A 25104-nucleotide genomic window follows, 5' to 3' on the forward strand; every position below is an offset into this window, starting at 1 on the left:
GGGAACTCCCGTCGGAGAAGCGGGCGTTGAAGGCGCGGGGGGTTTGGGCGACTCAGTCGGTCGAGTCGAGGAAGTCGCCGACGACCTGGAGGTACAGCTCCTCCTCCTCGACGTGCGGCATATGGCTGGAGTGCTCGAACATGTGCCAGCGCACATCGGGAACGAGGTCGGCGAAGGGCCGGAGCGTGTCGGGCGTCGCCTCGTCGTGGCGGCCGGACACCAGCAGCGTCGGCACGTCGATCAGGTGCAGCCGGTCGACGACCGACCACTCCTTCATGGTCCCGATCACATGGAACTCGTTCGGCCCGTTCATGGTGTGGTACACGGTCGGGTCGGCCGCGATATTGTCCCAGGTGGCCTGGACCTCGGGGGGCGCCGGGACCGTACGGCACACATGGCGCTCGTAGAAGACCTGCTCGGCCGCGTGGTAGTCGGGGTGGTCGGTGGTCCCGGCCGTCTCGTGGGCGAGCAGGGTCTCCTGGACCTCGGGCGGGAGCGCGGAGCGCAGTTCGGCGGCGCCCGCCAGCCAGAGCTCCATGGAGGCGGGGGAGTTGGCGATGACCAGCCCGCGCAGCCCGGCCGGCCGGCGCACGGCGTGCTCGGCGGCGAGCATGCCGCCCCACGACTGACCGAGGAGGTGGTAGGCGTCGGCGAAGCCCAACTTCCCCAGCAGGTTGTCGAGTTCGTCGAGGAACAGCTGGACGGTCCAGAAGTCGGCGCCCTCGTCGGGCAGATGGGTGGACCGTCCGATGCCGAGCTGGTCGTAGTGCACCACCGGGCGGCCCTGCTGGGCGATGCCGGCGATGCGGAGCGTGTAGTCGTGACCGGCGCCGGGGCCGCCGTGCAGGACCACCAGTGGTGTCCTGCCGGGTTCACCGGTGACGCGGTACCAGGTGGACCAGCCGTTGAAGTCGATGGTCCCGGTGTGGTTCGGTTCGGGGATCGCCACTGAAGAGCCTCCGGGGCAGGGCAGAATCAAGCCAGTCGGCGTCTGAAAAGGATTGGTGTTCGGGGATGGCTGACATACTGTTTGGGTAAATGCTCAGTCCACAAGACCTTTTAAGGCTTCTTAGCGGTGGCCCGGCAGAAGTAACCGCGCGTTCACGCGCCCGGAACCCGCGACCGACCGGGGAGGACCGCTGACCGTCGCACCGGAGTCACCACAACCGCCCGAGCCGCCGGACCGACCAGGCGTCGGCGACGAGTTCTCGCGGGTCTTCGACCGTGCCCTGTCGGGCGGTGGCGCCCCCTCGCCCGAACTGCGCCCGGTGCGTGTGGCCTCGGCGGTCGACGAGGTCTCCGACCGGCTGCTCACCGCGATCGCCGTCGGAGACTTCCTGCCGGGGGAGCGGCTGCCGGTGGAGCGCGAGCTGATCACGCTGCTGGGGGTGAGCCGTCCCACGGTGCGTGAGGCGGTCGGCCGGCTCCAGGCGGTCGGTGTCATCGAGATCCGCCGGGGCCGCAACGGCGGCGCCTATGTGCGCGACAGCTGGACCGAGTCCTCCGGTGCCGCCGTCCGGCGCACCCTGGTGCCGCGCTGGGCGGAGTTCGAGCAACTCTTCGACCTGCGCGGGCTGGTGGAGGGAATGGTGGCGGCTACGGCGGCCAGGCGACGGCGCCCCGAGGACCTCGTACCCATGCGTGACGCCCTGACGGCCTACCTGTCCGCGCGCGACCCGCGCGAGGAACACGCCGCCGACAGTGCCTTCCACCGCAGCATCTGCGACGCCACGCACAACCCCCAGATCGCCATGCTCAGCCGCGACCTGCTGGCCCGCGCCAGCCTCGGCTTCCCGGTCGAACCCTGGGGCAAGGGCGAACGTACCCACTTCCACCGAGGCGGCGAGGACCACAAGGCCCTCTACGAGGCGGTAGCGGCCGGCGACCCGGAGAAGGCGGAAGAAATCGCCCGCGCCCACTTCACCATCAGCGCCGACATGATCCGAGACGTCCTGGCAAGGGTCAGGAACATCAACCCGTCATAAAAACCGGCCCCCGGGACGCAGATACGCGTCCCGGGGGCCAGACGGTGAGCGGGGGGGGCGTTTCAGGGGCGCGGGGAACTGCGCGACAAGCCCCCACCGGGCCCGCGCCCAACAAACGACCGAACCACCCCGCCGAGCGCTAGCTCAACGTCGCCAGCGTCTCGTTCCAGGTAACCGACGGCCGCATGACCGTCTTCGCCTTCTCCACGTCCGGCTGGTAGTACCCACCGATGTCCGCCGGCTTCCCCTGAACCGCGATCAGCTCGGCCACAATCGTCTCCGCGTTCGCGGTGAGCGCCTCGGCGAACGAGGCGAACCCCTTCGCCAGATCCGCGTCGTCCGTCTGCGCCGCCAGCTCCTGCGCCCAGTACAGGGACAGGAAGAAGTGGCTGCCACGGTTGTCGATGCCGCCGACACGGCGGGTCGGCGACTTGTCCTCGTTGAGGAAGGTCGCCGTCGCACGGTCGAGCGTGTCGGCGAGCACCTGGGCACGCGCGTTGCCCGTGGTGGTCGCGAGGTGCTCGAAGCTGGCCGCCAGCGCGAAGAACTCACCCAGGCTGTCCCAGCGCAGGTAGTTCTCCTTGACGAGCTGCTGGACGTGCTTCGGGGCGGAGCCGCCGGCACCCGTCTCGAACAGGCCGCCGCCCGCCATCAGCGGGACGACCGACAGCATCTTGGCGCTGGTGCCCAGCTCCAGGATCGGGAACAGGTCGGTCAGGTAGTCGCGCAGCACGTTGCCGGTCACCGAGATGGTGTCCTCGCCGCGCCGGATGCGCTCCACCGACAGCTTGGTCGCCTCGACCGGGTTCAGGACACGGATGTCCAGGCCCTCGGTGTCGTGCTCCGGCAGGTACGCGTTGACCTTGGCGATCAGGTTGGCGTCGTGGGCGCGGGTCTCGTCCAGCCAGAACACCGCCGGGTCGCCGGTGGCGCGGGCGCGGGTGACGGCCAGCTTCACCCAGTCCCTGATCGGCGCGTCCTTGGTCTGGCAGGCGCGGAAGATGTCACCGGCGGCGACCGGCTGCTCGATCAGCACGTTGCCGGCCTGGTCGACGAGGCGGACCGTACCGGCGGCCGGGATCTCGAAGGTCTTGTCGTGGCTGCCGTACTCCTCGGCCTTCTGCGCCATCAGACCGACGTTCGGGACCGAGCCCATGGTCGACGGGTCGTAGGCGCCGTTGGCGCGGCAGTCGTCGATCGCGACCTGGTAGACACCGGCGTACGAGGAGTCCGGGAGGACCGCCAGGGTGTCGGCCTCGCTGCCGTCCGGGCCCCACATGTGGCCGGAGGTGCGGATCATGGCCGGCATCGAGGCGTCGACGATGACGTCGGACGGGACGTGCAGGTTGGTGATGCCCTTGTCGGAGTCGACCATGGCCAGCTCCGGGCCCTCGGCCAGCTCGGCGTCGAAGGACGCCTTGATCGCGGCACCCTCGGGCAGCGCCTCCAGGCCCTTGTAGATGCCGCCGAGCCCGTCGTTCGGGGACAGGCCGACCGCGGCGAGGGTCTCGCCGTACTGGGCGAACGTCTTCGGGAAGAAGGCGCGCACGACGTGGCCGAAGATGATCGGGTCCGAGACCTTCATCATCGTGGCCTTGAGGTGCACGGAGAACAGCACACCCTCCGCCTTGGCGCGGGCGATCTGCGCGGTGAGGAACTCGCGCAGCGCGGCGACATGCAGGACGGAGGCGTCGACGACCTCGTCCGCGAGGACGGGTACGGACTCGCGCAGGACGCTGGTCGAGCCGTCCTCGCCGACCAGCTCGATGCGCAGCGAACCGGCCTCGGAGATCACCACGGACTTCTCGGTGGAGCGGAAGTCGTCCTGCCCCATCGTCGCGACGTTCGTCTTGGACTCGGGGGTCCAGGCGCCCATGCGGTGCGGGTGGGTCTTGGCGTAGTTTTTCACCGAGGCGGGGGCGCGGCGGTCGGAGTTGCCCTCGCGCAGCACCGGGTTCACGGCGGAACCCTTGATCTTGTCGTACCGGGCGCGGATGTCGCGCTCCTCGTCCGACTTCGGGTCGTCCGGGTAGTCCGGCAGCGCGTAGCCCTGGCTCTGCAGCTCGGCGACGGCCGCCTTGAGCTGGGGGATCGACGCCGACACGTTCGGCAGCTTGATGATGTTCGCCTCGGGCGTCTTCGCCAGCTCACCGAGCTCGGAGAGGGCGTCCGCGATGCGCTGCCCCTCCTCCAGGTACTCCGGGAAGACGGCGATGATGCGCCCGGCCAGCGAGATGTCCCGGGTCTCGACGTTCACCCCGGCCTGCGAGGCGTACGCCTGGATCACGGGCAGGAACGAGTGCGTCGCCAGTGCGGGCGCCTCGTCAGTGTGCGTGTAAATGATGGTCGAGTCAGTCACCGGGTGCTCCGCTCCACGTCTGCAACATTGCTCGACATCAAGATATCTCAGAGCCCGGCGCGGAAGTCGCTCGGGATCTGTTCGGACGGTGAGGCAACCGACTTCGCCGATCTTGTGGTCTAGGGGGCAGACCCGCACACCTGATCGACAGCCGGACCTGACCAGCCGGCTGCCAGAGCGAAAGCGACCCATGAGATATCGCACCAGACTGACGGCCCCCGCGGCAGCCCTGCTCGGTACGGCCGCGGCCACCACCCTGGCCTCCTCGGCCCACGCCGCGTCCGGGGGAACAGCCAGGGCGGCTTCGGGGGACGACACCGCCGCCCCGGGTCCCGAGACCCTCGGTGACCCCGTCTTCCCGGGTCTGGGGAACGACGGCTACCGCGTCGCCGCCTACCACCTCGACCTCGCCTACGACGCCACGACCAAGCTGGTCGAGGGCGAGGCGACCCTGCGCATCCGCACCACCCAGGCACTCACCCGCCTCTCCCTCGACGCCTTCGGCCTGGACATCCGCGCCGTCCGCGTCGCCGGCCGTGCGGCCACGTACGAGCAGGTCGACGAGAAACTGCGGATCACGCCGGCCCGGACGCTGCCGGCGCAGACCTGGACGACGGTCTGTGTCGAGTACGGCGCCGACCCGCGCCGCGCCCTGACCCACACCGCCTGGGTCCCCACCCCCGACGGCTTCGCCGTGTGCCCGCAGCCCAACTCGGCGCACACCGTCTTCCCGTGCAACGACCACCCGGTCGACAAGGCCGACTTCACATGCCGGATCACTGTTCCGAACGGCCTGCGCGGAGTCGCCAGCGGTGCCCTCGTGAGCACGGAGAGCCTGGCGGGCGACCGGACCGCGTACACCTACCGCTCGGGCTCGCCGATCGCGACCGAGCTCGTGCAGATCACCGTCGGTGACTACGTGGTTAAGGACCGGCAGGGCCCGCACGGGCTGGCGCTGCGGGACGTCGTCCCGGTCGCGCGCGCCGCGGCCCTCGAACCGGCGCTGGCGCTCACCCCCGGCCTGGTGGCATGGCTCGAACAGCGGCTCGGTGCCTACCCGTTCGAGACGTACGGCCTGCTGCCGTGCAACTCGGACGACCCGGCTGCCTTCGACTTCACCGGCCTGGAGACGCAGACCCTCACGCTCTACAAGCCGAACTACCTCCTCCAGGAGGAGAAGTTCATCGGCTCGCACATGATGCACGAGCTGGTCCACTCCTACTTCGGCAACAGCGTCAGCCCCGGCACCTGGGCCGACCTCTGGCTCAACGAGGGCCACGCCGACTTCTACGGACTGCTCTACCGCTACGAGCGCGGCTGGACCGACTCCCTCGGCCTGACCACCATGGAAGCGCGGATGAAGAACACGTACGCGCGCGGCGACCAGTGGCGCCGCACCTCCGGGCCGGTCGCGGCCCCCAACGAGGCCAACCTCTTCGACAGTCAGCGCTACCTGGGCGGCGTCCTCGTCCTCTACGCGCTGCGCGAGTTCGTCGGCGACACCACCTTCACCGCGATCGAGCGCACCTTCCTCGACCGCTACCGCAACGCCTCGGCGACGACCGAGAACTACATCTCGGTCGCCTCCGAGATCGCCGGCCAGGACCTCTCCGGCTTCCTGCGGGACTGGCTGTACGGCACGACGACACCACGGATGCCCGGTCACCCGGACTGGACGGTCACCCCGGTGTCCACGTCACTGCTCGCGCCGAAGAACCGTACGGCCGGTCATCACGACAACTCCGCGACCCTCTGATCCCTGGACTCCGGGACTGACAGCTGAGACGTCCGTCTCATCGGTCGAACAGGGCGGACGTCGCTCCGCCCTGCTCCAGGCCGAGCCCGAGGTCGGGTTCGTCGTGGCCGTTCCGCTGCTGCGGAATGACCACCGCGCCCTGCTGCAGGGCGACCGTCCGCGCGGGCGCCGGGATGCTGATGCCCTCCGCCCGGTAACGCCGGTGCAGTCGCTTGATGAACTCGTGCTTGATCCGGAACTGGTCGCTGAACTCGCCGACCCCCAGGATCACCGTGAAGCCGATCCGCGAGTCGCCGAAGGTGTGGAAGCGCACCAGCGGCTCGTGCTCCGGGACGGCGCCGGTGATCTCCGTCATCACCTCGGTCACGACCTCGCAGGTGACCCGCTCGACCTGCTCCAGGTCGCTGTCGTAGGCGACGCCGACCTGGACCAGGATCGTCAGCATCTGCTCGGGGCGGTTGAAGTTGGTCATGTTGGTCCCGGCGAGCTGCCCGTTCGGGATGATGACCAGGTTGTTGGAGAGCTGGCGGATCGTCGTCTGGCGCCAGTTGATGTCGACGACGTATCCCTCCTCGCCGCTGCTCAGCTTGATGTAGTCACCGGGCTGGACGGTCTTCGAGGCCAGGATGTGGATGCCCGCGAAGAGGTTCGCCAGGGTGTCCTGGAGGGCGAGCGCGACGGCCAGACCGCCGACTCCCAGGGCGGTGAGCATCGGCGCTATGGACACGCCCAGCGTCTGCAGCACGACCAGGAAGCCCAGGGCGAGGATGACGACCCTGATGATGTTGACGAAGATCGTCGCCGAGCCGGCCACCGCCGACCGGGACTGGGTGACCGTGCGCACCAGCGTGCTGACCACTCTCGCGGTCGTCAGCGTGGTGACGGCGATCAGCAGCACGGTCAAAGTCTGGTTGACGTTGTGCCCGACGGTCTTCGTCAGGGGCAGCGCGGCCGCTGCCGCCGCCGCGCCCCCGGTGAACGCCGACCACGGCACCACCGTGCGCAGCGCGTCCACGATGACGTCGTCCCCGCTCCAGCGGGTGCGGTCCGCGTGCCTGCCCAGCCAGCGCAGCAGCATGCGCAGCAGGAAGGCCGCCAGCAGGCCCACGGCGAGGGCGATGCCCGCGACGACCAGATCGTCCACGGTGAGTTCTCGCTTCACCGCTCACCTCCGAGGAGTGGTTCCGCGGCGCCCCGCGCCACCGACGGCCGGATGTGAAGTCTCGTCACTTGCCACCTGTTCGAATGTGCGAAAAGTTCTGAATGTGCGATCAGTCCCCGGACGTCTGTACGACGTCCGGCGACCGCTCATCCTGCCGCATCCGGCCGACCGATCGTCACCGAGCAGTGGCAAACCCGCCATTGAGCAGCTCAGGCGGGGAGCGCATCGCAGACGTCCGCCGGGTGCACCTCCCATGCGGGGAAGGGGTCCTCGTCCGCCATGTGCGCCAAGTCCGCTGCGCCCGCGGCCAGTTCCTCCTCCGTCAACAGGCAGCGTGACAGAGCGAGTCGCAGCGTCTGGCGACGCAGATCGGTGCCGATGAACACCAACTCCTGCCCCTGTACGGGGGATTCGCCACCCTGGGTGTCACCCGTCGCGATCGGCTCGAAGCGGGCCACCGAACCGGCCTGGGACCACAGGCCCGTGGTGCCGGGGCGGGAGGCAAGGGTGAAGAAGCCTTTGGAGCGCAGCACCTGGCCGTAGTCGCCCGCGCCGAGCGGGCCAGTGACCAGGTCCCAGAGGCGGCCCGGATGGAAGGGGCGCGGGTCGCGCAGCACGAGCGAGGAGATGCCGTACTCCTCCGTCTCCGGCACATGGTCGCCGTTCAACTCGGCCACCCAGCCCGGCGCCTGCTCCGCCTTCTCCAGGTCGAACAGTCCCGTGCCGAGGAGTTCGGCGGGGTCGATCGTGCCGCGGACGGTGCGGTGGACGTGGGCGGCCGGGTTGAGGCGCCGCAGGGTCGCCTCCAGGCGATCGGCCGCCTCCTCGGAGACCAGGTCGGTCTTGTTGAGGAGGATGACGTCGGCGAACTCGATCTGGTCGATGAGGAGATCGCTCACCGTGCGTTCGTCGCCCTCGACCGGAGTGATCCCGCGCTCCAGTAGGTCGTCGCCGCGGTCCAGCTCCGGCAGGAAGTTCACCGCGTCCACGACCGTGACCATGGTGTCCAGGCGCGAGATGTCGAGCAGACTCGCACCGTCGTCCCGCGCGAAGGCGAAGGTGGCGGCCACCGGCATGGGCTCCGAGATCCCGGACGATTCGATGAGCAGGTAGTCGAAACGGCCCGCGCGGGCCAGCTTCTCGACCTCCTCCAGGAGATCGTCCCGCAGGGTGCAGCAGATGCAGCCGTTGGTCATCTCGACCAGCCGCTCCTCCGTACGGGAGAGGGTGCCGCCGTCCCGGACTAGGGCCGCGTCGATGTTGATCTCGCTCATGTCGTTCACGATGACCGCGACCCGCAGGCCCTGACGGTTGCCGAGAACATGGTTGAGCAGCGTCGTCTTTCCGGCGCCGAGGAATCCGGAGAGCACGGTCACGGGCAGGCGGGGGTCACTGGAAGTGGTGGGCATGCCCGCATACGCTAGCTTATTGGAAACCATTTTCACAAACGGCTTCCCGGGGTTGCCGCTGGGGCCGCCGCCGAGGTGGCCGTCAGATCACCTTCAGCCGCACCAGTGCCCCCAGAGTCAGCGCCCCCGGCAGCAGCGGCACCCAGACGGTGATGATCCGGAACGCGAGCACTACCGCCGTGGCGACGGCCACCGGCCCGCCCACCGCGACCAGGGCCACGATCAGCGCCGCCTCGACGGAGCCGATACCGCCGGGCGTGGGGATCAGTGCGACCGCGACCGTCGCGGCGAGGTACGCGAGCGCCATGTGCCAGGCCGGCACCGGCAGCCCCAGCGCCGTCCCCACCGCGGCCAGTCCGGCGGCCTGCAACGCCGGAAACGCCAGCGAGCCGCCCCACAGCGCCAGTGCCCGGGACGGCCGCATGTGCACGGAACGGGCCTCGCCGAGCGCCGTGCGCAGAAAGGAGGCAACGGCAGTGCGCAGCCGCCGTACGGATATCAGCGCGCCCGCCGCCACCGACAGCACCACGCACACGCCGATGAGCAGCGGGCCGAGCGCCGTGCCGGGAACGAGAGTTCCGAGCCGCAGGGCGTGGGGGAACGCGATCAGCAGCGCGGCCAGCAGGCCCAGTCGGCCGACGATCTCCGCGAGCATGTACAGGGCGAGCGCCGCCGAGGAACGGGCCAGTGGCAGACCGCACACCGTCATGAACCGCAGATTGACCGCCCCCGCGCCGAGCCCCGTCGGCAGCAGATGGTTGGCCGAGCCCGCTGCGAACTGGGTGGCGAGCAGTCGCAGTCTGGGCAGCCGCTCCAGGACGGCCCCCTGCCGGCTGACGGCGGCGGCCACCCAGGTCAGACATGTCGCTCCGGCCGCTGCCAGCAGCCAGGGCCACTTGGCCGACGCCAGCTGGCCGAAGCCCTCGGCGAGCACCTGCCGGTGGCGCACCGCGACCACGGAGACAAGGAGGAGCGGGAGCAGGCAGAGGACCTGCCGTACCGGAAAGCGTCGGCGCCGGGCCGGGGGAGAGAGAACGGCTGTCACAACCGGAGAGGTTCTCCGTGCCGCACCAACACCGGGTTGCGGACGCACGGCCACCGGCCGAAGCGCCGGGCAACGGCACGCGGACCTTCGCCACCCCGGAGGCCGACCTTGACCTCAAGGTTGCTTGAGGTCGTACGGTCACTGCATGAGTATGGAGACCACAGCCTGGATGCAGTTGCACAGCGTCATGAATTCCCAGCAGGACCGGCGCCCCTTCGACCCCGCGACCCTGCGCCGCATCGCGGAGTTCACACGCCCGCACCGCCGCCGCATCATCCGCTTCGTCGTCCTGAGCGTGCTGACCGCACTGCTCGCCGTCGCGACCCCCGTCCTCGCCGGCCGCGTTGTCGACACGATCGTGTCGGGCGGCGACGAGAGCACGGTCGTCCGGCTTGCGCTGCTGATCGCGGTCATCGCGGTCGCCGAGGCGGTCCTCGGGATTCTCGGCCGCTGGCTCTCGTCGACGCTCGGGGAAGGGCTGATCCTCGATCTGCGGACGGCTGTGTTCGATCATGTGCAGCGCATGCCGGTCGCGTTCTTCACCCGCACCCGCACGGGAGCACTGGTGTCCCGGCTCAACAACGATGTCATCGGCGCGCAGCGCGCGTTCAGCAACACCCTGTCCGGTGTGGTGAGCAACCTGGTCACCCTGGTGCTCACGCTCGTCGTGATGCTCACCCTGTCCTGGCAGATCACCCTGCTCGCCCTGGTCCTGCTGCCGGTGTTCGTCATCCCCGCTCGCCGGATGGGCAGCCGCATGGCCAAGCTCCAGCGCGAGGCCGCCGACCTGAACGCGTCGATGGGCACCCGGATGACCGAGCGCTTCTCGGCCCCGGGCGCCACCCTCGTCAAGCTCTTCGGACGGCCCGACGAGGAGTCCGCCCAGTTCGCGGCCCGCGCCCGCCGGGTACGGGACATCGGCGTACGGACGGCCCTCGCGCAGTCGGTCTTCATCACCGCCCTCACCCTGGTCTCCGCCCTCGCGCTCGCCCTGGTGTACGGGCTCGGCGGCTGGTACGCGCTGCGCGGCAGCCTGGAACCGGGCGCGGTCGTCGCGCTCGCCCTCCTCCTGACCCGCATGTACGCGCCGCTCACGTCACTCGCAGGGGCGCGCGTCGAGGTGATGAGCGCCCTCGTGAGCTTCGAGCGCGTCTTCGAGGTGCTCGACCTGAAGCCCCTCATCGAGGAGAAGCCGGACGCCCGTGAGGCCCCCGAGGGCCCGGTCGCGGTCGAGTTCGACAACGTCCGCTTCGCCTACCCCGCCGCCGACCGCGTCTCCCTCGCCTCCCTTGAGGAGGTCGCCGCCCTGGACACCAGGGGCGGTACGGAGGTCCTGCACGGCGTGAGCTTCCGCGCCGAACCCGGTCAGACGATCGCCCTGGTCGGTTCCTCCGGTGCCGGCAAGTCGACCATCGCACAACTCCTGCCGCGCCTGTACGACACCGACGAGGGCGCCGTACGCATCGGCGGGGTCGACGTCCGAGACCTGAGCGCCGCGTCACTGCAGGCCACCCTCGGCATGGTCACCCAGGACGGCCACCTCTTCCACGACACCGTGCGAGCCAACCTGCTGCTGGCCCGCCCCACGGCCACGGACGACGAACTGTGGGAGGCGTTGACCCGGGCCCGCCTCGACGAACTGGTCCGCGAACTGCCCGACGGCCTGGACACGGTGGTCGGCGAACGCGGCTACCGCCTCTCCGGCGGCGAACGCCAGCGCATGACCATCGCCCGGCTGCTGCTGGCCCGCCAGCGCGTCGTCATCCTCGACGAGGCGACGGCCCACCTCGACAACACCTCGGAGGCGGCCGTCCAGGAGGCCCTGACGGAGGCCCTGGCCGACCGCACGGCCGTGGTGATCGCCCACCGCCTCTCCACGATCCGCACGGCCGACCTGATCCTCGTGATCGAGGCCGGCCAGATCCTGGAACGCGGCACCCACGACGAACTGCTCGCCCTGGACGGGCGATACGCCGAGCTGTACCGGACACAGTTCACGCAGCGGCACGGGGAGCCGGCGGAGGTGGCGGAGGCCGCCCAGGTAACTGCCTAGGGAACTGGGGAAGGGAGCGGCCTGCGGACATACCGCGGTTTCCGCAGGCCGTGCCGGCGGAGAGCAATGCTCTTGGATGCCGATACCTCCCGGTGTCGTCACGATCTGTGAGCCTCTTCCAAGCTGCTCTCACAGGTTGGGGCGGGTATGTAGCCCGGGCATCGATACGGGCAGGGTTCCTGGTCGGACAATTCGACGGGGTCGGATCAGGCTACGGCTGGCTCGCCGTGATGGATGTGGTCAGCGCAGGCCACCACGGCCGCTGGCCGGGGGGCTGATGCGGGTGACAGATTGTCACCCGATCGTGCGGCAGACCCTGTCATTCCGAGAGAGTCGCTGTGATGCGACTCATCCTGTGGGTTCCTTCGGCAGGGGCGCGATCATTGAGCTCACCATGGCGACGCGATGAAGCCAGGTCGCTCGCAGGGATGGCGACGAGCTCGTAGCCGAACGCGCGGTAGCTGTCTTCGTGGATCCTTTCGAAAGCCAGGGATTCCTGGAAACTGATCCGCCGAGCCGCTGTCGGCTCGCAGAACCCTAGATTGCGGACGAAGAACACTTGCCGCTCGTAGACCCCTTCCGAGGTGATCCGTTCGAGTTCCGCGGCCAGCGTTGGAGACACCGGCCACCCCAGGTAGGTGGCGAGGGCGTGGGTGCAGACGGGTGAACGGTCGAACACCTGAACAGGACCGGTGGCCTCCAACTCTCGCTGTCGCTGCAGGGCGACGATCTCGTCGATGAAGGACGCCCGTGTCCACGGCTGGTCCTCGCCCAGGGCCTGCGCTTGTGCGATGACCGCCGTGGACGAGGGACACGGGCGGATCCTCAAACGGCTGATGTGCCGGAGACGCTCCTGATGTCCAAGGTGATGAGCAAGACAACCACGGCCAGCTCAAGGCCCTCGTTCGTTCCAGTACATCCTGTCGACTGATGTGGGTCTGAGCTGGTCATTCGTAAGATCGGCGGGCCGGGGGTCTCTGGGTATGGCTGTCACAGGGAACCCGCTGGATGGCTCAGGAGACTTGGCCGCCCAAGGCCCCGCGACGCGATCGCTTTGTCTCCCCCGAAATTGACAAGGCGCGCCCGGTGCGGCGTCATCGGCAGGTCGAGTCTCCCCTCGAACTCCTCATCGCGACGAATGCTGGTCGGGTGCCAGCGCCGGCAAGGTGCTCGGCTCGTGAAACTGGTACTGACTGAGCCGGTGATACGCACCGCCGGCTCGCAGTAGCTGCGTGTGCGTTCCCTTCTCCGCGATCCGACCGTCCTGCAGTACGACGATGACGTCGGCGTCGCGGATGGTGGAGAGCCGATGAGCGATCACCAGGCATGTGCGGCCATGACGCAGCCGCGAGGTCGCCCGTTGCAGGAGGAGCTCGGTGCGGGCGTCAACCGCACTGGTGGCCTCGTCGAGGATCAGCACGGCTGGGTCGGCGATGAACGCGCGCGCGATGCAGATCAGCTGTCGCTCGCCCTCGCTCAGGCGTCCGTTCCCACTGTCGACCTCCGTGTCGTAGCCCTGTGGAAGAGCGTTCACGACGCGGCTGACACCACAGGCATGAGCGGCCTGCTCGACCTCCTCAGGCGTGGCATCCGGCCGCCCGTAGGCGATGTTGTCGCGAATGGTCCCGCCGAACAGCCACGGCTCTTGAGGAACGAGCCCGATCTCGGAGCGCAACGCGTCCCGTGACACCGAGGTGATGTCCGTGCCGTCGACGAGGATGCGTCCACTGCCAACGTCGTAGAACCGCATCAGCAGGTTCATCAGGGTCGTCTTCCCGGCGCCCGACGTGCCGACGATCGCCGCGGTCCGCCCCGGCTCGATGACCAGGTCGAGGTCCTTGATGGTCAGCTCGCGGTCGTAGCCGAACGACACCTGCTCGAACGTGATCCGGCGCGGCCGAACGACCGGCAGCCGTCCCTGGCTGCCAGGGTCCTCCTCCGGCTCGTCGAGAAGGGCGAACACGCGGGCAGCCGACGCGATACCCGACTGGAACAGGTTGGACATCGAGGCGAGCATTCCGAGTGGCTGTGAGTACTGTCTCGAGTACTGGACGAACGCGACGACTCCGCCCAGGGTCAGCTGCCCGCTGATCACGCTGAAGGCACCGACGACGCAGAGCAGGACGTAACTCAGGTTTCCGATGAACAGCACCAGTGGGGCGATCAGGCCGGACACGAACTGCGCGAGATGGCTCGCCTTCTTCACCTCGGCGTTCCTGTTCGCGAACGTCTCGCGGAACGCGCCTCCGCGGTCAAACACGGTGACGAGTTCGTGGCCGGAGTAGGACTCCTCGATATGTGCGTTGAGTTCTCCGGTCAGTCGCCACTGGTCGCCGAACAGCCGTTGGCTTCGCTTCGCCATCACGGCCCCAATAGCGAAGGTCAGCGGTATCGAGATCAACGCAAGCAGTGTCAGCAGGGGTGAGATGCTCAGCATCATGGCCAGTGCGCCGACGACCGTGAGCAGACCGAAGAGCAACTGGGTCAGCGTCTGGCTGAGCGAGGTCGCGATGTTGTCGATGTCGTTGGTCATCCGTGACAGCAGCTCGCCGCGTGAAGAGCCGTTGAGGTAGCGGACCGGAAGCCGATTGAGCTTCGCCTCAACGTCGTTGCGCAGAGTTTGCATGATGCGAGCGATCGCGCTGTTCTGGATGTACTGCTGGCCGAATCCCGCCAGGGTGCCGAGGCAGTACAGGCCGGCGGCTATCAGCAGTAGATGTCCTACATAACCGAAGTCGATGCCGGACCCGGGCGTGACGTTCAGCTTCTCGACAATGTCCGCGAAGCTGTTTCGGCCGCTGTCGCGCAGCGCCTGCGCGGCAGCCTCTTTGGTCTGTCCTGTTGGCAAACCGGCGCCCAGGGTGCCGGCCAGCACCGCATCGATCGCACGGCCCCAGATCCGCGGGCCGACCAGGTAGGCCAGTACGCCGAACACAGCCAGAGCGAGCGAACCGATCACCGACATCCGGACTTGCCGGAACAGGCCTGCCATCCGGCGCGACGTTGCGGCGAAGCTCGCGCCGTCTTCGAGCCGACCACGCTCCTGGCGGCTCATATCGATGCCCCGATCGCGTCCTGCGAAGCCACGAGCTCCTCGTACGTCTGACAGCTGTCCATCAGTGACTGATGTGTCCCGTCGCCGACGATGCTGCCCTCGTGGAGCACCACGATCCGTTCGGCACTGTGGATACCGGCGGTCCGCTGCGACACCAGCAGGACTGTCGCGTCGGCCGTGGCTGTGCGCAGCGCTGCCAGTAGCCGTGCGGATGTTTCGGGATCGAGCGCCGAGACCGGATCGTCGAGGAGGAGGACCCGCGGGGCGGCAACGAGTGCGCGGGCGATGCACAACCGTTGCCGCTGGCCGCCGGAGACATTCGTTCCACCCTGGACGATCGGTGACTCGAGTCCGTCGTCCATCGCGGCGACGAACTCGCGAGCCTGCGCGACCTCCAGCGCCTCCCAGAGTTCGGCGTCAGTGGCGTCCGGCCTGGCGAGCCGCAGATTGCTTGCGACCGTACCTCTGAAAAGCAGCGAACGCTGCGGAACGATCGCGAGCTGACCGCGCAGCACAGTGAGATCGATGGTGCGCAGATCAACGCCGTCCAGCCGGACGGATCCGGAGGTCGCGTCCTGAAGTCTCGCGACGATCGACAGCAGGGTGGTCTTGCCGGCACCCATCGATCCGACGATCGCCACCGTGCCGCCGGGCTCAACCCGTAGGTCGATGCCGGACAGGACGTCAGCATCGGCGCCCGGGTACCGCAGCGCGACGCCGCGCAGCTCCAACTCGCCGCGAATCGGGACCGGCCTGGCGGGTACGCCCGATGGCCGTAGCACAGGGGTGGAGTCGAGCACCGCCTGAACACGTTCCGCCGCGACCATCACTCTTGGCAACATCATCACCGCCGAGGCGGCCATCATGGCTGCGCCGAGGATCAGGCCCAGGTAGGTGACGTAGGCCGTCAGACCGCCGATCAGCAGATGTCCCGACTCGACCCGGTGGCCACCGAACCACACCACGGCCAAGATCGACAGATCGGTGATCAGCATGACGGCCGGAACGAACGTCCCGTTCAGCAGCCCCATTGACCGGGTTGCCACCGCCAGCTCGTTGTTCACCTGCCCGAACCGCTCGGCCTCGAAGCGCTCACGGGTGAACGCGCGAATCACCGTGAGACCCATCAACTGCTCGCGCAGGACCCGGTTGATCGCATCCAGCCGGTCCTGCATCCGGCACGACACCCGCGTCATCCAGCGAAGGATCACCGCCAACGCCACACCCAGTACGACGGCTGCCACGACGATGAGAAGGGACAGGCCGGCATCCGCACGCAACGCCATATAGGCCCCGCCGAGCATCGTGATCGGTGCGGCGGCCGCCACTGTGCCGAGGGTGAGCAGAAACGCTTGTACCTGCTGCACGTCGTCGGTGCTGCGAGTGATCAGCGTCGGCGTGCCGAAGTCCTGATGTTCCCGGCTGGAGAAAGTCGCGATCTTGTCGTAGACGTCTGACCGCAGGTCGTGCGCAGCGTTTGTGGCCGCGCGCGTTCCGGCATAGGACGAGATCGCCGCTGCCAGCAACTGGACGACACTGACGACCGCCATCCACCCGCCGGCCGTCCAGATGTGCCCGACGTCCGTGCGCAGTAGGCCGTTGTCGATCAGATCCGCATTGATCGTCGGCAGATACAGGGTGGCGATGACGCTGACCAACTGGAAGACGATCAGGCCGGTGAACCACCGTCGGTGCTTGGCGAACTGAGCAAGGACCAGCCGCATCGGTCAACCTTTCGTAGGAGGTGCTCAGGCGATGACGAAGCTGGGGTGCAACAGTCCGGCGGGGTCGTACTTACGGGCCAGCTGCAGCAATCGGTCACGACGCCCGGCGTCGAACGGCGCTGCGGCGGTACGTTGGTCGGGTCGTCCGAGGGTGAAGTTCGGCGAGCTTCCTACGGCGGTCCCGGACCAGCCGGCCAACAGTTCATCCTGCAGCGCCCGCGCACTTGCGCCGTTCGACTTGGTTGTCGGGGCCACCGCACACAGCAGGTACTTCGCCTCGCGGTGGCTGACTGCGTTCGGCACCCTCGGCGGAGTGGACAGCGCCCCACCGAGATGACGAACCGAGATGATGGAGGGAACCGACCGGCCCGGCGCCGAGGTGGCGATGGCGTCGCGGAGGTGTTCCTCGTCGATCGCCCGCAACAGGACGTTGTCGGCGACATACGCATGCGGCTGATCCGGTTCACTGAAGACGGTGTCGGACCGCCGGTACGGGATCTCCCGCAAACCGTCGTACGCAGGTTTCAACGCCCGCAACGGGGCCACCAACTCGTCGGCCTCCGCAGCCGAACCCAGGAAGGCGATCTGGACATGGGCCATGTGCCGCTTGGAAACCTCAAGCGTGGTCATCGCCGAGGTCATCTCCTGGGGCATTGTCGCCGTCCAGTGCAACCAGGTTGAGGCCACCTCCGGCGTCTCGCCCAGGTCGAACATCAGACCGCCCCCGACCAGCCTGGCGACCGGCATCAAAGCGATCTCCAGCGCGGTCACGATGCCGAAGCTCCCGCCACCGCCGCGGAGCGCCCAGAACAGGTCCGGCTCCTCGTGTTCCGAAACCGTCAGCAGGGAGCCGTCGGCGGTGACCAGTTCCAAGCGCGTGACATGGTCCGCGGCGAAGCCGTAGCGACGAGCCATGAGCCCGATGCCGCCGCCGAGCGTGTAGGAGACAGCGCCGACGCCGGACATGCTCCCGGACAGCGGTGCCAGACCGTAGCGTGCGGCGGCCTCGATCACGTCGCGCCACCGCGCTCCAGCGCCCACCCGTGCGGTGCCGGCGCCGGGGTCGACATCGACGTTGTCCATCCTTCGCGTCGACACCAATACACCTTCACCGGCGAGCGGGTTGGCGAGTCCATGCCCTGTGGCCTGGACCGCGATCGGCATACTTGCCTCCGCGGCGTGCCGGACAGCCGCCACGACGTCGTCGGCATCCCGTGCCGCCACCACGTGGGCCGGCCGATGTCGCTCCCGCAACTGGAAGCCGGCACGGTGCTCGTCGTACTCGGCAGACCCTGGGTGGTACGCCACCGGTGATTCGGCGTCGGTAGTGCTGGCACTCATCGCGAGCACCTTTCTGGATCGGCGGGTGCATGCGCGCACCCACTCGGCGAACAGGCAGGTCGTAGGTACGCGGCCACCAGCCTGACCGGAATATGCGCCGCATCGTGTCGCAATTCCTGTAAAGATCGGGTGTGTGACCCCAGATCGCTTCTTCAACCTGATGCTGCTCCTCACATCGCGGGGTGCCGTGACCACACAGGAACTCGCCTCAGCGCTCGGGGTGTCCCTTCGAACCATCACCCGGGATCTGAACTGGCTCCGCGACGCCGGTCTGCCGGTGACCGCGCAACGGGGCCGTCTCGGAGGCGTGACCCTGCTGCCCGGATCCGGGCTCGACCTCACGCGACTCACACCGGGCGAGCGTGATCAGCTGTCGCTCACCGGGCTGGACGAGAAGCAGCGTGCGGAGCTCGACGCATCGGTCGAGAGCCGGCGCGCGCTCTCCAAGATCGCCGCTGCACAGCCACATCGAGTTCATGAGCAGCTCCTTCCGCTCACCGACGTGGTGCACGTGGACAGCCGCCCCTGGCATCAGGTACGAGCTTCCGGCACGACTCCGGCTGCGCTGATCGGCGCGGTGCGGCGAGGCCGCCGGCTGTGGATCGAGTACGACAGCACACGCGAGCCATGCCCACGCGACCTGGTCGTGGATCCCTACGGGCTGTTCGCCAAGGCCGGCACCTGGTACCTCGTCGCCGACTGTGCCCGGGTGCCACGGCTGTACCGACTCGAACGGATCACGACGTGGAGAGAGGTCGACCAGCCACGACGGATCCGCGAGGACCAGACCCTGGCCACCGTCGCCGCGGCGCTCATCACTCAGTGGGAACACGACCACGCGACAGAGGTCAGCGCCACCATCGACCAGACGCAGATCGAGCGAGCGCAACGGATCTTCGGCCAACGACTCGTCCGGGACGACCACGAAGAATCCGCCACCGGCCACAAGGTGACCATCCGCTTCCTGCACCTGGAGGACGTGCGAGCACTCCTGCAGTTCGGGAGCACCATCACGGTGCACGGCCCCACCGAAGCCAGGGCTCGCCTCCGCGTCCTCGCCACCGACCTCGCCCACCACTACGCGCCGCCACCAACGCCCTGACCCGCAACAGCTAGGACGTCGTGCTGTACCAGTTCTTGCGGACAGCCATCAGCTCCTGCAGCCGCCACTCGTAGCGCGGGTGGAGAGCCTCCTGTCCCACCTTCTGCTGCGGGTTGTTGCCAGCGGGAACCGCGGTCATCACATCTCCTTCGACCGACCGGCACCGACAAGCTCGCCAGCGCAACATTGCCCAGAGTCCTCCCGATTCGGCAGGGCGGACACCACCAGGGGGACGACTACCGGGAGGCCCGGGCCCGCCGTACGAGACCTCCGACCTTCGTCAGAGGTCCAGCAGATCCCGTGTCCGTACCGGCAGGCCCGTTTCGAAGGAGCGGTTCGCCGCCAGACCGGTGACCAGCGAACGGGCGCCGTCGGCCGCGTCCGCCGCACGGTGGAGGGGGTCCTGGACCCGGATGCCGAACACATCCTGGAGCATGCGCGCGTCGCCGCCCCCGTGGCCGCCCTCGCCGGTGGTGACCTCGATCGCGCGCGGTTCCTCCCAGAAGCGGCGCAGCGTCAACTCGGTACGGCCGGCGGTGTCGTCGGCCTCCGCGCCGCGCAGCACGGGATCGGAGCCGATCGTCCGGAGGCGTGGACGCGTCCACGTCGACTCCTCCACCAGCAGCTCCAGCCGCCCTTCGCTGCCGTTGAAGGCGATCCGGTATCCCTCCCAGGGCGCGTACGCCGTCAGGTGGTACGTCAGTGTCGCGCCGGTCGCATAGCGCACCAGGACCGCCATGTCGTCCTCGATGGTCACGCCGGGGCCGAACACGTTCTGGTCGCGGTGGTAGCCGTCCTCCGCCTCCGCCTCCAGGTACAGCGCGCTGAGCACCGGCGAGTCCTCCAGATGTACGGCGAAGGGGTCGTCCCGGGCCGCCGGGGAGCCGTGGGCGCGGGTGTAGTCCCGGGCGAGTTTCCGGCGCCGGCCGGCCTCGTCGCCGTAGAAGAAGAGGCCGCCCTGCGCGAAGACGGTCTCCGGCCGGGAGCCGAGCCACCAGTTGACCAGGTCGAAGTGGTGGGTTGCCTTGTGGACCATGAGGCCACCCGAGTCGGCCTTGTCGCGGTGCCAGCGCCGGAAGTAGTCGGCGCCGTGGCTGAGATCGAGCAGCCACTCGAAGTGGACCGAGCCGACCTCGCCGATCTCCCCGGCCGCGATCAGTTCCCGTACGGCCGAATGCACCGGGTTGTAGCGGTAGTTGAACGCCACCCGCACCTCGCGGCCGGTGCGCCGGACGGCGTCCAGGATGCGCCGGGCCCGGTCGGCGTCGGTCGTCATCGGCTTCTCGGTGACCACGTCGCAGCCCGCCTCCAGGGCGCGCACGATGTAGTCGTCGTGGGTGCGGTCCACGGAGCAGACCACGACGAGGTCGATCCGTTCGCGGCGCAGCATCTCGTCGAAGTCCTCGGCGGCGTACGCCGGTACAGGAGTCCGGCCGGGATCGGCGTCCGCCAGCCAGCCGTTGTGGACCGCCATCCGGTGGGAGTTGACATCGCAGAAGCCGGCCAGCTCGAACCGGTCCGCGTAGGGACCGGCCAGAGCCCGGGTGAACAGCCGGGCACGGGCACCCAGACCGACCACCGCTGCGCGGCGGCGTGCGGTGGCGGAGGACATGCTGTCTCCATTCGGTGGGGAGAACGACGTGTACCGCTCGGCCTCCCAGTCTGCCTGGCACTCAAGGCCGTACACCGCTGCCGGTGTTGTGCGGGTCGGGTCGGCCCGTCATCTCCCCACCGTGCGCGTGCACGCGCGGCTTCCTCACCGAGCACCGAGCACCGAGCACCGAGCACCGAGAGAGGATCCCCGACTCGTGAGCCCCTCACGCACTCGCGGACAGGGTGCGTGAGGCGCTCGCCGGAAGATGGCCGAGGTGGTCGAAGTGCCCGCTTCGCCCGTCAGGAAACGGAGGCTCGCGCGGTGCAGCCGACGGTGGCCGAGGGGGTCCCGGCCGTCGCCGGGGTGGTGGCTATGAAGCCGAAGGTGGCGCTCGCGCCCGGAGCCAGGGTGCCGTTCCAGGCCGCGTTGGTGACGGTGGTGCTGCCGTCGGCGGCCGTGGTGAGGCTGCCGTTCCAGAGCTGGGTGAGGCGTGCGCCCGTGGCGGGTACGACGGTCGCGGTCCAGCCCGAGACGGGGGAGACGGACGCGTTGGTGACCGTCACCTCGCCCTGGTAGCCGCCCTGCCAGGAGGAGACGGCCCGGAAGGTGGCCGTACAGGCGGGCTCCTCGCCACCCGGGTCACCGGGGTCGCCCGGCACGCCCTTGACGAGGAGTGCGCTCAGGGCCGGGTACCAGCGCGCGGCGATCTTCTGGTTGCCGGCGTCGGAGGGGTGCACGCCGTCGTAGGTGTCCGTGGCGGTGTTGAAGCCCGTCCACTGGTCGACGACCGTCACGGGGGAGCGGCCGGTGCTCGTCGCGCGGGTCCAGTCGGGGATCCGCGCGTTGAAGTCGACGACACGCTGGGCACAGGCCGTGCAGTTGTCGGGGTTCATCGGGATCAACTGGGCGACGAGGATCTTCATGTCCGGGTTGGACGCCCGCATCTGCTGCACCAGTGTGGTGTAGGCGGCGAGGATGCGGTCAGGGGTGAGGCTGCTCCACACGTCGTTCGTGCCGAAGTGCATGACAACGATATCGGGCCGGGTGGCGGCGAGGCGGGCCGGAAGTAGGTTCTGATCCGCCACGGCGGTCACCTGTTCGCCGCCGTGACCCTCGTTGTCGCCGTCGTGTGCCTGGGCGCAGCCCTGCTGGTTGAGGGTGCCGACGAAATCGATGTTCGTGTATCCGGCGCTCTGCAGACTGTTCCACAGGATGGCCCGCCAGCAGCCCGGCGAGCCGGTGATCGAGTCGCCCAGCGGCATGATGCGCACGGCCGCCGCGGCTTCGGGTGCCGCGGCGGCGGGGGGTGCGAGTGCCACGCCGAGGGACAGCAGGAGCGTGGCCAGAAAGATCCGTAAGGGGGACAGGTTGCGGGTACTTCGCATGGTGATCCCTTCCCTGGCTGTGTTGTCGGCTCACCGCGAGTGAGTCGTGGGAGCGCTCCCACGTTCCAGTACATCAAGCCACTGTTGTCAGTTACGCGTCAAGAAGGGTGCGCTTCCGGGCGCTTGCGTCGAGATCGGGATGGCGGTCCAATGCTGAAGGTGACGGCATGTGGAGGGCGTGGTTCGGCTGGTGGCGGTGCGGGTGGCGGAGAGCCGGTGAACCCTCTGGAAGAGCTCTCGCTCGGACAACTCCGTCGGCGCCGGAGCATGAAATGGCGTACGTATCCGGCTGACGTCCTGCCCCTGTGGGTGGCGGAGATGGACGTCCCGCTCGCCCCGGCGGTCGCGGACGCGCTGCACGAAGCTGTCGAGACCGGTGACACCGGGTACCCCGTCGGAACCGAGTTCGCCGAGGCACTGGCCGAATTCGCCGCGCGGCGCTGGAACTGGCACGGAGTGGCCGTCGACCGGGTCGCCCTGATCCCGGACGTGATGATGGGTGCGGTCCAGGTCCTGCGGCTGATCACCGAGCCCGGTGACCCGGTCGTCGTCAACTCCCCGGTGTACGCACCCTTCTACGCCTTCGTCACCCACGACGACCGCCGGATCGTCGAAGCGCCACTGGGTCAGGACCACCGGATCGACCTGGAAACGCTCGACAAGACGTTCCGGCATGCCCGGGAACAGAGGGGCAAAGGCAGGATCGCCTATCTCCTCAGCAATCCGCACAACCCGACCGGCACGGTCCACACGTACGAGGAGCTCGCTGCCGTGGCCGCATTGGCCCGCCGCTACGGGGTCCGTGTCGTCGCCGACGAGATCCACGCCCCGCTCGTACTGCCGGGCGCGGAGTTCACGCCCTACCTCAGCGTGCCCGGGGCCGAGGACGCCTTCTCGCTCATGTCGGCGACCAAGGGATGGAACCTCGCCGGCATCAAGGCCGCGCTCGCCGTGGCAGGGCCCGAGGCCGCCGCAGAGCTACGCCGGATGCCCGAGGAGGTGCACCACGGCGCCAGTCTCCTGGGCGTCATCGCCCACACGGCGGCCTTCCGGCACGGCGACGCGTGGCTCGACGCGCTGCTGGCCGGGCTCGACGCCAACCGCACCCTGCTGGGCCGGCTGGTCGCCGAACACCTGCCCGGGGTCGGCTACGCCAGGCCGGAGGGAACCTATCTGGCGTGGCTCGACTGCCGGTCCCTCGCCCTCAGCCCGGACGAGGAAACCACGGACCTCGCGGTGGTCACCGACCAGGCCGGGCCCGCACGGCTGTTCCTGGAGCACGCCAAGGTGGCTCTCTCCTCCGGCCACATCTTCGGAACGGGAGGAGCGGGGCACGTCCGCCTCAACTTCGCCACCTCCCAGTCCGTCCTCACCGAGGCGGTCACCCGCATGGGACGCACCGCCGCTCTACTTTGACCACTCCGACTACTCGTGGTGTGAGGTCATCGGCACTTTCGGCCGGTGTTGACGCACTGGACCAGCTGGTTCATGAGGCTGTCGTCGAAGACGTTGATGAAGTCGCCATGGTCCGTGATCGGCTTGTGCATCTGCTCCGGGAAGCCGTCCACCGCGTAGAACGGGCTGGTCTTTCCGTTGTCGTTGAGGCTGGGAGCCTTCACGTCGTAGACGAGGCGCTGGACCAGCTGCGGGATGGCCTTGAAGCCGGTCGGGCAGGCACCGGTCCGCCGGTCGGCGAACGCGACGTGGGCGCGGTGGTTGGCGCTGTCGATGTTCAGGGTCCGCCCGTCCCAGCAGCTCTGGAACGAGGACGTACGGACCAGGCTGCTGCCCTGGGGGCAGATCGGGTACCTGTCCGTCAGCTGCCGGTTCTCGAATCCCGTGCAGCTCCAGGCCGCGTTGGCGTTCGCGGTCCCGTTGGTGAACGCCTTGGCGTCGCCGGTGATGATCCGCAGGAACTTGGGCATCGCCACGACCTTGCCGCGCGGGCTGCCGACGAAGTTCAGGGTGACGCGCGAGGCGGTCAGGATCCGGCCGGTGTTGCCCTCGGCGCCGCCGCCGAGCTGCTTGGCGTCGAACTCGCGGGTGCCGTCCTGCAGGCGCAGCACGGGCCAGTAGTAGGTCGACTTGTCGCCCTGGTTGCGGCAAGTCGTCGCGGCGGCGGCGAACTCGTCGTTGGTGGTGAACGCGTCGTTGTCCTGGTTGCCGACGTAGTCGTGCGTGTGGTGCGCGCCGTTGGTCACACCGGGGGCGACGATGATGTTGTCGGAGTTGTACAGCTTGTTCGCGTTGACCCCGCACCGCGTGGTGAAGGTGCCCGTGGAAGCACCGCGTGAGGGGCGTGGGCTGCGCACGTTCGGCTGGACCTTGGTGATGTCCACGAAGTCGGCGGCCACCGGACCGTTGCCGGCATTACCGTCACCACCGCTGCCGCTGTTGCCGCCGTTTCCGTTCTGACCGGCGCCGTTGCCCTGTCCCTGCCCTTGGCCGGTGCCCTGCTGGTTGCCGGCGGCGCGCAGTGAGCAGGTGGCGAGGGCTTCGAGGCCCTGCGGCCTGGCGCCCGACCTGCCGATGGCGATCGCGATCCGGTCGATGGTCGCGGCCCGCTTGTCCCTGAGAGGACCCATGATCGCGTTGTTGGCGAAGTTGCTGTCCTGCTGGATGGCCCGGGCCGAATTCCGCAGTCGTTGGTACGCCTCGGCCACCTGCTGGTCGAGGAGTGCGAGTTCCCTGTCGACCTGTCCTCGGGCCTGGTCGGGGACCCCGGGCAGCTTCATGCGGACGTCGGGACAGCTGATGGTGGAGGCTCCGGCCGCCAGGACCTGGTTCGCCTGCCCCTGGGACGCGCGGTACCCCGAGCCGCCGTCGCCACTCTCGTGGGCGGACGCGTACACGTTGACCGCTATGAGCCCTCCCGCCCCCAGGGCCAGGCCTGCCGCGGCGGCCACGGCTCGCTGCGTCGTCTTCGATCGCTTGCGCATATTGCGTCGCATGGGATTCCTCTGCGGGGTTCGAATCAGGTGAGTGCGGATGAAATCGGCTTGGTCCGTGCGGACCCCGGACACGCCGTGGCAGGCAACTCGCTGTCAGGCATGGGGTGTTCGGCTGTGGCCATCGTTACGGGTGGGACCAGCGTGAGGGCGGGTCCTTCGCGGCATGTCATGCCTCCGTAAGAA

18 protein-coding genes are annotated in these 25104 nt (G+C 68.7%); 5 read left to right on the plus strand and 13 right to left on the minus strand.

Translation table 11 applies throughout. The features are described from left to right. Window positions 1–52: 52 nt before the first annotated feature. The gene (locus OG241_RS46455) at window positions 53–949 is read right to left on the minus strand and encodes a proline iminopeptidase-family hydrolase (RefSeq protein WP_405824727.1); all 897 of its coding nucleotides are present in this window, start codon (window positions 947–949) and stop codon (window positions 53–55) included. A gap of 319 nt (window positions 950–1268) precedes the next feature. On the opposite strand from OG241_RS46455, the gene OG241_RS46460 reads away from it, so the two are divergent. Further along, a complete protein-coding gene (locus OG241_RS46460; protein ID WP_405824729.1) occupies window positions 1269–1985 on the plus strand; it encodes a FadR/GntR family transcriptional regulator in 717 nt (238 codons plus the stop codon). 139 nt (window positions 1986–2124) lie between these two features. On the opposite strand, the gene OG241_RS46465 is transcribed toward OG241_RS46460, so the two are convergent. After that, window positions 2125–4344 carry an NADP-dependent isocitrate dehydrogenase gene (locus OG241_RS46465; RefSeq protein ID WP_405824731.1) on the minus strand — a complete coding sequence of 740 codons (2220 nt, stop codon included), beginning with the start codon at window positions 4342–4344 and terminating at the stop codon, window positions 2125–2127. A 190-nt stretch (window positions 4345–4534) separates the two neighbouring features. On the opposite strand from OG241_RS46465, the gene OG241_RS46470 reads away from it, so the two are divergent. Beyond that, window positions 4535–6100 carry a M1 family metallopeptidase gene (locus tag OG241_RS46470; protein WP_405824733.1) on the plus strand — a complete coding sequence of 522 codons (1566 nt, stop codon included), beginning with the start codon at window positions 4535–4537 and terminating at the stop codon, window positions 6098–6100. Between the two features lie 37 nt (window positions 6101–6137). Here the strand turns inward: OG241_RS46470 and OG241_RS46475 are convergent, their stop codons facing one another. The 3 genes from OG241_RS46475 to OG241_RS46485 all read right to left on the minus strand — a co-directional run bounded on the left by OG241_RS46475 (window position 6138) and on the right by OG241_RS46485 (window position 9716). Next, window positions 6138–7262 carry a mechanosensitive ion channel family protein gene (locus OG241_RS46475; protein WP_405824735.1) on the minus strand — a complete coding sequence of 375 codons (1125 nt, stop codon included), beginning with the start codon at window positions 7260–7262 and terminating at the stop codon, window positions 6138–6140. Window positions 7263–7471: 209 nt separating this feature from the next. After that, window positions 7472–8671, minus strand: a complete 1200-nt coding sequence (locus OG241_RS46480; protein WP_405824737.1) for a GTP-binding protein — start codon at window positions 8669–8671, stop codon at window positions 7472–7474. Between the two features lie 82 nt (window positions 8672–8753). After that, entirely contained in the window at window positions 8754–9716 is a 963-nt protein-coding gene (locus OG241_RS46485; protein ID WP_405824739.1) for a YbhN family protein, read from the minus strand. A gap of 151 nt (window positions 9717–9867) precedes the next feature. On the opposite strand from OG241_RS46485, the gene OG241_RS46490 reads away from it, so the two are divergent. Next, complete coding sequence (locus OG241_RS46490) at window positions 9868–11769, plus strand: ABC transporter ATP-binding protein (protein ID WP_405826815.1); 1902 nt, start codon at window positions 9868–9870, stop codon at window positions 11767–11769. A gap of 319 nt (window positions 11770–12088) precedes the next feature. Here the strand turns inward: OG241_RS46490 and OG241_RS46495 are convergent, their stop codons facing one another. From OG241_RS46495 to OG241_RS46510, 4 genes are all read right to left on the minus strand, one after another. Beyond that, window positions 12089–12598 (minus strand): ATP-binding protein, encoded by a 510-nt coding sequence (locus tag OG241_RS46495; protein ID WP_405824741.1) that lies wholly within the window; start codon window positions 12596–12598, stop codon window positions 12089–12091. 297 nt (window positions 12599–12895) lie between these two features. Further along, window positions 12896–14824, minus strand: coding sequence for an ABC transporter ATP-binding protein (locus tag OG241_RS46500; protein ID WP_405824743.1), 1929 nt, complete (start codon window positions 14822–14824; stop codon window positions 12896–12898). Then, on the minus strand, window positions 14821–16548 hold the full coding sequence (locus OG241_RS46505) for an ABC transporter ATP-binding protein (protein WP_405824744.1): 1728 nt from the start codon (window positions 16546–16548) through the stop codon (window positions 14821–14823). Before OG241_RS46505 ends, OG241_RS46500 begins: the two co-directional genes overlap by 4 nt. 24 nt (window positions 16549–16572) lie before the next feature. Next, on the minus strand, window positions 16573–18045 hold the full coding sequence (locus tag OG241_RS46510; protein ID WP_405824746.1) for an FAD-binding oxidoreductase: 1473 nt from the start codon (window positions 18043–18045) through the stop codon (window positions 16573–16575). Between OG241_RS46510 and OG241_RS46515 the strand changes: the two genes are divergently transcribed. After that, the gene (locus tag OG241_RS46515) at window positions 18023–18991 is read left to right on the plus strand and encodes a helix-turn-helix transcriptional regulator (protein ID WP_405824748.1); all 969 of its coding nucleotides are present in this window, start codon (window positions 18023–18025) and stop codon (window positions 18989–18991) included. The genes OG241_RS46510 and OG241_RS46515 overlap by 23 nt on opposite strands. A 10-nt stretch (window positions 18992–19001) precedes the next feature. Here the strand turns inward: OG241_RS46515 and OG241_RS46520 are convergent, their stop codons facing one another. From OG241_RS46520 to OG241_RS46530, 3 genes are all read right to left on the minus strand, one after another. Further along, a complete protein-coding gene (locus OG241_RS46520; RefSeq protein WP_405824750.1) occupies window positions 19002–19130 on the minus strand; it encodes a hypothetical protein in 129 nt (42 codons plus the stop codon). Between the two features lie 141 nt (window positions 19131–19271). Beyond that, the gene (locus OG241_RS46525) at window positions 19272–20603 is read right to left on the minus strand and encodes a Gfo/Idh/MocA family protein (protein WP_405824752.1); all 1332 of its coding nucleotides are present in this window, start codon (window positions 20601–20603) and stop codon (window positions 19272–19274) included. A 281-nt stretch (window positions 20604–20884) separates the two neighbouring features. Continuing rightward, window positions 20885–21970: a GDSL-type esterase/lipase family protein gene (locus OG241_RS46530; RefSeq protein WP_405824754.1), complete on the minus strand. Its 1086-nt coding sequence runs from the start codon at window positions 21968–21970 to the stop codon at window positions 20885–20887. A gap of 150 nt (window positions 21971–22120) precedes the next feature. Between OG241_RS46530 and OG241_RS46535 the strand changes: the two genes are divergently transcribed. Next, a complete protein-coding gene (locus OG241_RS46535) occupies window positions 22121–23386 on the plus strand; it encodes a MalY/PatB family protein (RefSeq protein ID WP_405824756.1) in 1266 nt (421 codons plus the stop codon). A gap of 26 nt (window positions 23387–23412) precedes the next feature. Here OG241_RS46535 and OG241_RS46540 read toward each other — a convergent pair whose 3' ends face one another. After that, the gene (locus OG241_RS46540) at window positions 23413–24921 is read right to left on the minus strand and encodes a DUF1996 domain-containing protein (RefSeq protein ID WP_405824758.1); all 1509 of its coding nucleotides are present in this window, start codon (window positions 24919–24921) and stop codon (window positions 23413–23415) included. Window positions 24922–25104 lie beyond the last annotated feature (183 nt).

Origin of the sequence: Streptomyces sp. NBC_01390 (assembly GCF_045040105.1) — a bacterium.
Classification (GTDB): Bacteria; Actinomycetota; Actinomycetes; order Streptomycetales; family Streptomycetaceae; genus Streptomyces.

What these genes read in the sequence shown, in the direction of transcription:
- OG241_RS46470 (WP_405824733.1), top strand. Translation starts at nt 4,535, where the DNA reads ATGAGATATCGCACCAGACTGACGGCCCCCGCGGCAGCCCTGCTCGGT.
- OG241_RS46480 (WP_405824737.1), bottom strand. Translation starts at nt 8,671, where the DNA reads ATGCCCACCACTTCCAGTGACCCCCGCCTGCCCGTGACCGTGCTCTCC.
- OG241_RS46490 (WP_405826815.1), top strand. Translation starts at nt 9,868, where the DNA reads ATGGAGACCACAGCCTGGATGCAGTTGCACAGCGTCATGAATTCCCAG.
- OG241_RS46500 (WP_405824743.1), bottom strand. Translation starts at nt 14,824, where the DNA reads ATGAGCCGCCAGGAGCGTGGTCGGCTCGAAGACGGCGCGAGCTTCGCC.
- OG241_RS46505 (WP_405824744.1), bottom strand. Translation starts at nt 16,548, where the DNA reads ATGCGGCTGGTCCTTGCTCAGTTCGCCAAGCACCGACGGTGGTTCACC.
- OG241_RS46520 (WP_405824750.1), bottom strand. Translation starts at nt 19,130, where the DNA reads ATGACCGCGGTTCCCGCTGGCAACAACCCGCAGCAGAAGGTGGGACAG.
- OG241_RS46525 (WP_405824752.1), bottom strand. Translation starts at nt 20,603, where the DNA reads ATGTCCTCCGCCACCGCACGCCGCCGCGCAGCGGTGGTCGGTCTGGGT.
- OG241_RS46530 (WP_405824754.1), bottom strand. Translation starts at nt 21,970, where the DNA reads ATGCGAAGTACCCGCAACCTGTCCCCCTTACGGATCTTTCTGGCCACG.
- OG241_RS46535 (WP_405824756.1), top strand. Translation starts at nt 22,121, where the DNA reads ATGCTGAAGGTGACGGCATGTGGAGGGCGTGGTTCGGCTGGTGGCGGT.
- OG241_RS46540 (WP_405824758.1), bottom strand. Translation starts at nt 24,921, where the DNA reads ATGCGACGCAATATGCGCAAGCGATCGAAGACGACGCAGCGAGCCGTG.